An 8,440-nucleotide genomic window follows, 5' to 3' on the forward strand; every position below is an offset into this window, starting at 1 on the left:
GCGAAACACCTACGGTAACACGTGGGTAATACAGACGTATGTCTGAAGCGGCCACAAACAACGGCGACGACGAAATCGTCACGGTGAACTTCAAAGTCACACGGTCGTTTCTCGACGAAATTGAAGACACGTGGCAGGGACGAGGGTTCAACAGCCGAAGCGAATTTATTCGATACACCCTACGCGATGCCATCGAACATCCCACGTTCGACCGTGACGAACTCCTTGCACTCCTCCAGGCCGAAGAGGACGTTCGCGAACAACGAACGATGAGTGCCGAAGAAGCACGCGAACGATTCGGTACTGACGGGACGGATGAGTGACGACGAGTGGACGTGGGAACTCGCATCGAAAGCGCAGGACGATCTTACCACGCTTAATTCGAACGAACAGCAGCGCGTCATCGACAAACTGGACGAAATCGTTGATTCTCCCTGGCGTGACCCACCAGACTATGGTGAGCCCCTCCAGAATAGCTCACGACGTAAGGTGCGTATCGGCGAATTCCGTCTTGCGGTCACTTTTCGCCGTGACGAGCACCGAATGGTCGTCGCTCGAATTAAGCGTCGTGATGGAGCGTATACAGCCGACGACGACTGAGAACTGCATCAGAAACTCGAAAAATAGACGAAATCTGTAACGTCAGTTCGAGACCTGAACAAAGCGGAGCAGCGGGAGTCGCGCTGAGAACCAGTTCTCGGACGAGCCGTTCTCGACGGTCGTGCCTACGTCGAGCTCGCCGGGAGGACAGGTAGGTCGATGGCACGCTTCAATAGTCTGTAGCCGACAGTACGGACAGCGATGAGCGACTCAGACATCGACACGTTCGATCACGAACGGCACATGCGCCGGGCGTTCGATCTCGCGCGCGAGGCGGCCGACCGCGGCGACGAGCCGTTCGGATCGGTGCTCGTGCGCGAAAACGAGGTCGTCGCGGCGGCGTCGAACCGCGTCGTGACCGAGTCGGACCTGCGCCGCCACCCGGAACTCGACCTCGCCCGCGAGGCCCACCGCGAGTACTCGCCCGAAGAACGCGCTCGAACGGTCATGTACACGAGCACGGAACCGTGTCCGATGTGCGCCGGCGGGCTCCGGGGAGTCGGCCTCGATCGCATCGTTTACAGCGTCGGCGGCGACGAGATCGTCGATTTTACCGGCGGCGATCCGGCCGTCCGAGCGCCGGCGATTCTCGACGAGACCGACGTCACCGGCCCGCTACTGAACGAGGAGGGACGCGCGATCCACGAGGAGTTCGACTGGTGAGAGGGCGGCTCCCACCGATCCGTTCAGACGGCGTGCTGGGGAATCTCTGCCCACCTGTCGATCAGGTAAGCCAGCGCGAGCCCGTAGAAGATGTGGTAGAGCACCGAGACGACCAGGAACACCCCGACTGCGATCGCGTCGGCGTTCGGCAGGAACACCATCACGAACGCGATCCAGTAGATCAGCGCGTAGGTCACGCCGCGGGCGTACCGGGGTTCCTCCGGCGGGAGGTAGGCTCCGACGACGAGAAACTGGACCGGCAGGAACAGCGTACCGCCCATCACGAACATCGCGACGCCGACTTCCAGGCTCGGTTCGAGTCCGAGGAACGATCCGAACGACGCGAACTCGACGATCGGTTCGGTGCTGAACAGGTCCAACAGCGCGGGGATCCCCACCAGCACCGGGAGCAGCGCCACCATCCCTACGAACCCGCTCACCATCGCGATGCCGATCAGGCGGAGCGTGATGGGCACCTCCGCCGACTGTGCGGTCTCGCCGGCTGATACCGACCCGACGTTCGACTGTTCCGATCTCATGGGCGTATCTCAGATTTGCACTCCATCACGATAAATCACAATGGTTCTGCGATCCGCGGCCGAAGGCCGCGGTTCAACGATCGCCGCCCGCACCGCCGTCGCCGCTCATCTCGTCGGTCTCGTCGACGGCCTCGTTCAGCGTTCCCGTGTCCGTGACCGCGCCCAGCCCCTTCTCGTCGACCGCCGACTCGATCGTCCCGGCGTCGCTCGCCGAATCGACGTTTTCCTCGTTCGCGGACGACTTGAGCGCGCGCTTGATCGCGACGTAGCCGACCAGCGCGGCGCCGCCGGTCGCCACCGCGCCGGGGACGCCGTAGCGCTTGTAGCCGAACTTCACCGCCTTCTTCCCGATCGTGTAGGCGCCGATCATGCTCGGTTGTCGGTCACCCTCGGAAAAGAGTTCGCGGCCACGGTATGTAGGTGCACTTCGGATCCGGAGCGCTCGCGCTCGCTCGACGACTCCGAGACCGCTGTTGTGCACCCAGCCATTTTGCGTAGCCCCTCGACAGTTCTCGTATGGATCTGACATCACCGGGGGTCCTCGATCAGATCGAGCCTGGCATACTGATCCTCGTCGGCTTCGTGCTGTTCATCATCCCCGAGCCCGCGACGTCGGCGCTCGGCGCCGGGCTGCTGTTGCTCGGCGCGAGTTGGTGGGTCTACGAGTGGGGTCGGTAGGAGAGGCGTTCGACCGACCGGACAGTCACTCGCCGGGCGACGGCGTCCCGTCGAACCTCGCGTCGGGCGCGGCGTCGACGTCGAACAGCCGGTCCTCCGCGGGCGTCCGTTCGGCCAGCGAATCCTGGAGTCGGGAGGCGATCTCCTCGCGCAGTTCAGCGGCGAGACCGACGTCGATGTCGATCGCCTGTGCATCCTGCCCCGTCAGGCTCCGCGATCCGGCCGTGTCGATCGTCAGCGTCGCCAGGTCGCGCCGGCGCTGGAAGATCGTCTGGCTGTCCAGTACCGTCTGGACGCGGTAGTACGGCACGACGGTCGTCGTCCGGTTCCAGAAGCCCGAACGGGTCACGACGTGGTCCTCGCACAGCGCGTAGCCGAGGTTGCGCCACTTGAGATGGGCGGCGACCGGGATCAGCGGTACGGCCCCCAGCAGCGCGTACCAGTACAGCTGCGTCGCCGTCGCGCGATCGGCCAGGAACGCCGCGCCGACCAGCACCGCGAGGACGATGCTGTACCGGGCGACGTACCGGATCCGGGCGCGCTTCGGAGGACGCTCGAACGACGGATCGCCGAACCGCTCGACCGACTGGGCGAGGTCGATCACCCGCTCTCGCTTGGCCAGCGGGACCGCCGACTGGGATCCGCCGGCCTGCCCCGGCGAGGAGCCCGCCGTCTCGATCGACAGCGACGCGTAGCCCACGACTCGCTGGAGGAGGTTCTCGGCCAGCGACACCGTCTGGACCTTCGAGAGCGGGATCGTCCCGCTGTAGCGCTGGAGCAGTCCGCGATCGTACCTGAGTTCGTCGCCGGTCCGCACGAGCGTAAAGTCGTAGTAGTTCGTCACCGCGAGGACGCCGCTGGCCAGCGCGGTCAGCGCGTAGATCGCGATCGCCGCCAGCGGCGCGACGACGAACATCGGACCGGCCAGTACCACCTGCTCGGCGACCGCCGGTCCGAACAGCGGCGCCAGCACCGTCAGCATCGGCAGCAGGCGCAGGTCGATCGACACCAGCCCCAGCATCGTCAGCTCGCGATCCGAGATCGCGAACAGCTGCTCGGTCTCCTCGGTTTCGGCGTCGCGCTCGTCGCCGGAGGCCGCGTCCCGGTCGGCCTCGTCCGACTCGGACCGGGCGACGCGGCGCTTCCGGCGTCCGATCTCGTTCTGCAGCCGGTCGGCTTCCTCGACGTCGACGTACCGGAGCTGGGCTTCCGCCGAACTCCCGCCCGCGGTTTCGAGAGTCACCTCGGCGATGCCGAGCACGCGCTGGACGACGTTCCGGCTGATCGAGACGTTCTGGACGCGCCGATAGGGGATCTCCCGATCGCGCGTCGAAAGGACGCCCGACCGGAGATCGAACGTCGTCTCGGTCAGGTCGTACTCGAAGCGCTGGTAGTACAGCACCTCCCAGACGACGGCCGCGACGAGACTGGCCGCGACGAGTCCGCCGACTGCGAGGCCTTCCAGTCCGCCGCCCGCGAACAGCGTCCCGGAGAACGCGAAGATGACCAGAAAGCCCGCGAACTGCCAGACGCGCTGGGCGGCCCGGTAGGGGATCGACAGCGGATGCAGCGTCGTCATACCGCGTCGTCACCGTCCGCGAGGATCGCCAGCTGCTTGAGCCGCTCCTGGAGGTCGTCGGCCCGCTCGGACGTCAGGCCGGGGATCGTCACGTCGGCGCCCCGCGTCCCCGCGGTGTAGACTACCGAGGACGCGAGCCCCAGCGACCGCTCGACGGGGCCGCGGCTGGCGTCGACGTGCTGGATCCGGACGTAGGGGACGACCGTCCGCACGCGCGTCAGGACGCCGCGTTCGAGGTACAGCGCGTCCTCGCGGACCTCGTAGGTCCAGATCCGGTAGCGCAGGATCGAGTGGATCACGACGAGCGTCCCGACGACCGCGAACGTCGCGGCTCCGATCCAGCCGGCGCCGTCGACGAAAAACGAGGCGATCGCGGCGACGATCACCGAGAGTATTACGGCCGAAATCAGTCCCTGGAGCACCCAGACGATCCGAACCCGGGAGTCTAGGCCCCGCGGCTCGATGGTCAGATCAGACGCCGTCACGTCGTCGGGGACTCGCTCGTCCGGCACGATCGAGTCCCTCGGGTCGGCGTCGGCGTGGACGTCCGAATCGATCGCCGAACCGGCAGTGTCGTCCTGACTCGCCGAGGACTCGTCGCTCTCCGCACCCGACTGTGGCGTCGATTCGCCGGACGACGCCGCCGAATCGTCGTCGTCGCTCGTCGTCTCCTCGCCCCGGCCGGTCGGCGTCTCCTCGCCTCGGCCGCTCGACGCCTCGTCGTTCCGGCCGCTCGACGACGTCTCCGACGGTTCGTTGCCGCTCATGTCGGATTCTGGGAGTGCCGAGCGTAAATATCCCCGCCGTCGGCGGACGGCGGAGCCGTAGCTTTTTGTTTCTCTCCTGCGATCGAGAACTCATGCCGGGCGAGCTGTTTCCCGATCGGATCGAGACCGAGCGCCTCGTGCTCGAACCGCTGACGACCGACCACGTCGACGTGTTCGAGTTCTACGAGATCTGTTCGTCCGATCCGGGGATCGAGGAGGTCACCGAGTATCTCACCTGGGACCCTCACGAGACAGTCGGCGAGACGCTCGGATTCCTCGAATCGGTCGAGGAGCGGATCGCCGAAGCCGAGGGGATCGACTACGTGATTCGACCGGCAGCGGGCGAGGACGGAGCCGGAGAAATTGCCGGCGCGGCCGCCATCTTGATCGACTGGGAGCGACGCACGGCGACGTTCGGAACCTGGCTCCGAAAGCGGTTCTGGGGTCGGGGCTACTCCGGCGAGCGCGCCGCCGCGATGATGGAACTGACCTTCGACCGGCTCGACCTGGACGTCGTCGAGGTCACGCACCTGGCCGGCAACGAGAAGTCCCACCGGGCGATCGAGAAGTACGTCGACGCCCACGGCGGCCGTCACGAGGGGAAGCTCCGCAACGTCGACGCGTTCGGGGGCGAGCCCGTCACGCAGCACCGCTACAGCGTCACGCAGGCGGAGTACGAGGCGTCCGGCGGCGGGCCGGGCGTGATCGGCGACTAGGGTTACGAACTCGAAAAGCCGCCGTCGGCCGTGAGCGCGTGGCCGGTGACGAACGAGGCGGCGTCGCTGGCGAGGAACGCGACGCAGTCAGCGATTTCCTCCGGTTCACCGAGCCGACGGAGCGGGTACTCCTCGATCATCTCCTCGCGCGCGGCCTCCGGATCCTCCCGGCCCGCGAAGAATGCTTCCGTCAACTGCGTGTCGACGAAGCCGGGGCAGACGGCGTTGGCGCGCACGCCCGCCGGCCCGGCCTCCGCGGCGACCGCCCGCGTGAAGTTGATCACCGCCGCCTTCGTCAGCGCGTACACCGACTGGTAGGGGAAGCCGAGCATCCCGCCGACCGACGCCATGTTGATGATCGACCCCGATCCCCGGTCCTTCATCACCGGCAGCGCGGCGTGACAGCCGTTCCACGTCCCGTTGATGTTCACGTCGACGACGTAGTCCCGCACCGACGCGTCGGTGTCCTCGACCGACGACGGCGGGTGGCCGATGCCGGCGTTGTTGACCAGTACGTCCAGCCCGCGCTCCGCGGCGACCTCGTCGACGACCTCGTGGAACCGGTCGCTATCGGTCACGTCGAGCTCGTAACTCGTCGCCTCGTTACCGTCCTCGCGGATCGACGCCGCCGTTTCCTCGGCCGCCTCGGCGTCGACGTCCGTCGAGACGATCGTCGCCCCCGAATCGGCGCACCGCAGCGCCGTCGCCTCGCCGATGCCCGTTCCCGATCCCGTGATCAGCACCGTCTTGCCATCGAGTCGCATACGTCGTGGTCACGCCGAAGCACAATAAACTTTGAACCGGTGGTGGAAGAAACCGAGCCGGTCGCTCTCCGCCACAGATTTATCAGCGGGAACGCGGCGACGACGCCACGTGCGCTGAGACGCCGACGCGACGCCGGTCGAGGCGGTTGTGCGGCAAGCCGCGTCGCGAGAATACTAGCCGCCTGCCCGCTATAATCTCGGCCTGCTCGTTGCCGTGAGCGTCGACGCCGCTCCCCTCAGAGCACCGTCCCGTGCTTCTTGTCGGGGAGTTCCTTCTCCACATCCTCGTAGAAGGCAAAGCGTGCGGCCAACTCCGCTCGCAGCTCGCTGGGCGGGACGATCTCGTCGATCACCACCTCGCTGGCCATGCGGTGGACGTCGATGTCCTCGCGGTACTCCTTCCGAAGTTCGGCTTCGCGCTTCGCGCGCTCGTCCTCGTCGTCGATCTCGGCGAGCTTGTTGGCGTAGACGGCGTTGATCGCCGCCTCGGGACCCATGATGCCGATCTCTCCTGAAGGGAGCGCGATCACGCTCTCGGGGTCGTACGCCGGTCCGCCCATCGCGTAGATGCCGGCGCCGTAGGCTTTGCGGGTGACGACGGTCTGCTGGGGCACCGTCGCGGACGAGGTCGCGTAGATGAACCGCTTGCCCTGTTCGAGGATGCCTTCCTTCTCGACCTGCGAGCCCGCCATGAACCCCGGCGTGTCACAGAGGTAGAGCAGCGGGACGTTGTACGCGTCGGCGGTCCAGATGAACTGCGCGGCCTTCTCGGCGGCGTCGGGGAAGATCGCGCCGGCCCGCTTCGCGGGCTGGTTGGCGACGATGCCGATCGGCCGACCGTCGATCCGGGCGAACCCGGTGACGATCTCGCCGCCGTAGCCCGATCGCAGTTCGAAGAAGGAGTCGCCGTCGACGAGTCGCTCGATCACCCGGTTCACGTCGTACCCCTCGTTGGGGCGCTCGGGGACGACGGCGTCCAGCCCCTCCGGGGACTTCGCGGGGGACGTCGTCTCCCGCTTCGGCGGCCGCTCGTCGGCGTTATCCGGGAGATAGGACAGCAGCTGGGCGACCAGTTCGCGGGCGTGCTCCTCGTCCTCGGCGATCAGGTCTGCGCTGCCCGACTCCTCCATGTGGACGCGCGGGCCGCCGAGTTCGTCGAGGTCGATCTTCTCTCCGGTGACCATCTCGACCATTCGCGGGCTGGCGATCGCCATGGCGCTCATCCCCTCGACCATCACGGTGAAGTCCGCGAACACCGGCGTGTACGCCGCCCCGGCGATACAGGGGCCGTACAGCACGCAGATCTGGGGCACCCGGCCCGAGAGCATCGAGTGGTTGTAGTAGTACTTCCCGATCCCCTCGCGGTTGGCGAAGAAGCCGGTCTGCTGGTCGATCCGCCCGCCCGAGGAGTCCATCAGGTAGAGGACTGGCCTGCCCGACTTCAGCGCTCGCTGTTGCATCCGCAGGAACTTCTCGACGCCGCGCCGGGCCATCGAGCCGGCTTTGACGGTGAAGTCGTTGGCCATGAAGTGGACGTCCCGATCCTCGAACTCGGCCGCGCCGGTCAGTAACCCGTCCGCGGGGAGTCTCTCGTCGGGATCGTACTCCTCGACGTCCGGACTGTCGGGGTGCCAGGCGTCGAAGTTGGCGAACTTGCCGTCCTCGAACCCGATCCCCTCTTCGCCGAACCAGAGGTCGAGCCGGTCCCGGACGAACAGCTTCCCCTGCTCGTCGAGCCGGTCACGATACTTCTCCGGCCCGCCGGCTTCGATGTTTTCGATCTCGCGAAGCAGTTGCTGCTCGCGCTCGGTGGGTCCGAGATCGTCCACGGCGCCGTTCCCCGCGACCTGCTCCTCCGCCGCAGAACTCGCCGTCTCGTCGGGCGCTCGCGTCGCCGACGGCGAGTTGGCGTCGCCGACGTACACCTCCACCGACTCCTCGACGTGGCTCGACAGCGCCGCGGCGATGGCGGCGGCCTCGTCCTCGGTCGCGTCCGCCCCGATGCGAACTTTCACGTCAGCGTGTGCGCGGAGAGCCGATAAAACAGTTTTCCCGGTCGCTTAGGTAGTGTTCAGATAAGCTGATTCCATGCGAAGGCGAACGCCTGGAGCCAATTTTCGGCGGTGTTTGCTTC

At 66.5% G+C, this 8,440-nt stretch carries 10 protein-coding genes and 1 pseudogene; 5 read left to right on the forward strand and 6 right to left on the reverse strand.

Annotated features, from left to right (window positions below; all coding sequences use genetic code 11):
• Nucleotides 1–38: 38 nt before the first annotated feature.
• The 3 genes from ABDZ81_RS12490 to ABDZ81_RS12500 all read left to right on the forward strand — a co-directional run bounded on the left by ABDZ81_RS12490 (nt 39) and on the right by ABDZ81_RS12500 (nt 1,263).
• Nucleotides 39–323, forward strand: coding sequence for a ribbon-helix-helix domain-containing protein (locus ABDZ81_RS12490; protein WP_343774315.1), 285 nt, complete (start codon nt 39–41; stop codon nt 321–323).
• The gene (locus ABDZ81_RS12495; protein WP_343774316.1) at nt 316–600 is read left to right on the forward strand and encodes a type II toxin-antitoxin system RelE family toxin; all 285 of its coding nucleotides are present in this window, start codon (nt 316–318) and stop codon (nt 598–600) included. The genes ABDZ81_RS12490 and ABDZ81_RS12495 overlap by 8 nt, the downstream gene beginning before the upstream one ends.
• 201 nt (nt 601–801) lie before the next feature.
• The gene (locus ABDZ81_RS12500) at nt 802–1,263 is read left to right on the forward strand and encodes a nucleoside deaminase (protein WP_343774317.1); all 462 of its coding nucleotides are present in this window, start codon (nt 802–804) and stop codon (nt 1,261–1,263) included.
• Between the two features lie 23 nt (nt 1,264–1,286).
• Here ABDZ81_RS12500 and ABDZ81_RS12505 read toward each other — a convergent pair whose 3' ends face one another.
• Together ABDZ81_RS12505 and ABDZ81_RS12510 are read right to left on the reverse strand one after the other, a co-directional pair.
• Nucleotides 1,287–1,802, reverse strand: a complete 516-nt coding sequence (locus ABDZ81_RS12505; RefSeq protein ID WP_343774318.1) for a DUF6789 family protein — start codon at nt 1,800–1,802, stop codon at nt 1,287–1,289.
• 112 nt (nt 1,803–1,914) lie between these two features.
• Nucleotides 1,915–2,172, reverse strand: a pseudogene (locus tag ABDZ81_RS12510) (hypothetical protein); the annotation flags it as partial.
• Between the two features lie 146 nt (nt 2,173–2,318).
• On the opposite strand from ABDZ81_RS12510, the gene ABDZ81_RS12515 reads away from it, so the two are divergent.
• Nucleotides 2,319–2,480 carry a hypothetical protein gene (locus ABDZ81_RS12515; protein WP_343774320.1) on the forward strand — a complete coding sequence of 54 codons (162 nt, stop codon included), beginning with the start codon at nt 2,319–2,321 and terminating at the stop codon, nt 2,478–2,480.
• A 25-nt stretch (nt 2,481–2,505) separates the two neighbouring features.
• Here ABDZ81_RS12515 and ABDZ81_RS12520 read toward each other — a convergent pair whose 3' ends face one another.
• Entirely contained in the window at nt 2,506–4,059 is a 1,554-nt protein-coding gene (locus tag ABDZ81_RS12520) for a PH domain-containing protein (protein ID WP_343774321.1), read from the reverse strand.
• Complete coding sequence (locus ABDZ81_RS12525) at nt 4,056–4,523, reverse strand: PH domain-containing protein (RefSeq protein WP_343774333.1); 468 nt, start codon at nt 4,521–4,523, stop codon at nt 4,056–4,058. Before ABDZ81_RS12525 ends, ABDZ81_RS12520 begins: the two co-directional genes overlap by 4 nt.
• Nucleotides 4,524–4,918: 395 nt before the next feature.
• On the opposite strand from ABDZ81_RS12525, the gene ABDZ81_RS12530 reads away from it, so the two are divergent.
• A complete protein-coding gene (locus ABDZ81_RS12530) occupies nt 4,919–5,542 on the forward strand; it encodes a GNAT family N-acetyltransferase (RefSeq protein ID WP_343774322.1) in 624 nt (207 codons plus the stop codon).
• A 2-nt stretch (nt 5,543–5,544) separates the two neighbouring features.
• Here ABDZ81_RS12530 and ABDZ81_RS12535 read toward each other — a convergent pair whose 3' ends face one another.
• Entirely contained in the window at nt 5,545–6,306 is a 762-nt protein-coding gene (locus tag ABDZ81_RS12535) for an SDR family NAD(P)-dependent oxidoreductase (RefSeq protein ID WP_343774323.1), read from the reverse strand.
• 236 nt (nt 6,307–6,542) lie between these two features.
• The gene (locus tag ABDZ81_RS12540) at nt 6,543–8,321 is read right to left on the reverse strand and encodes an acyl-CoA carboxylase subunit beta (protein ID WP_343774324.1); all 1,779 of its coding nucleotides are present in this window, start codon (nt 8,319–8,321) and stop codon (nt 6,543–6,545) included.
• Between the last annotated feature and the right edge of the window lie 119 nt (nt 8,322–8,440).

Origin of the sequence: Natronoarchaeum mannanilyticum (genome assembly GCF_039522665.1) — an archaeon.
GTDB classification, from domain to species: domain Archaea; phylum Halobacteriota; class Halobacteria; order Halobacteriales; family Natronoarchaeaceae; genus Natronoarchaeum; species Natronoarchaeum mannanilyticum.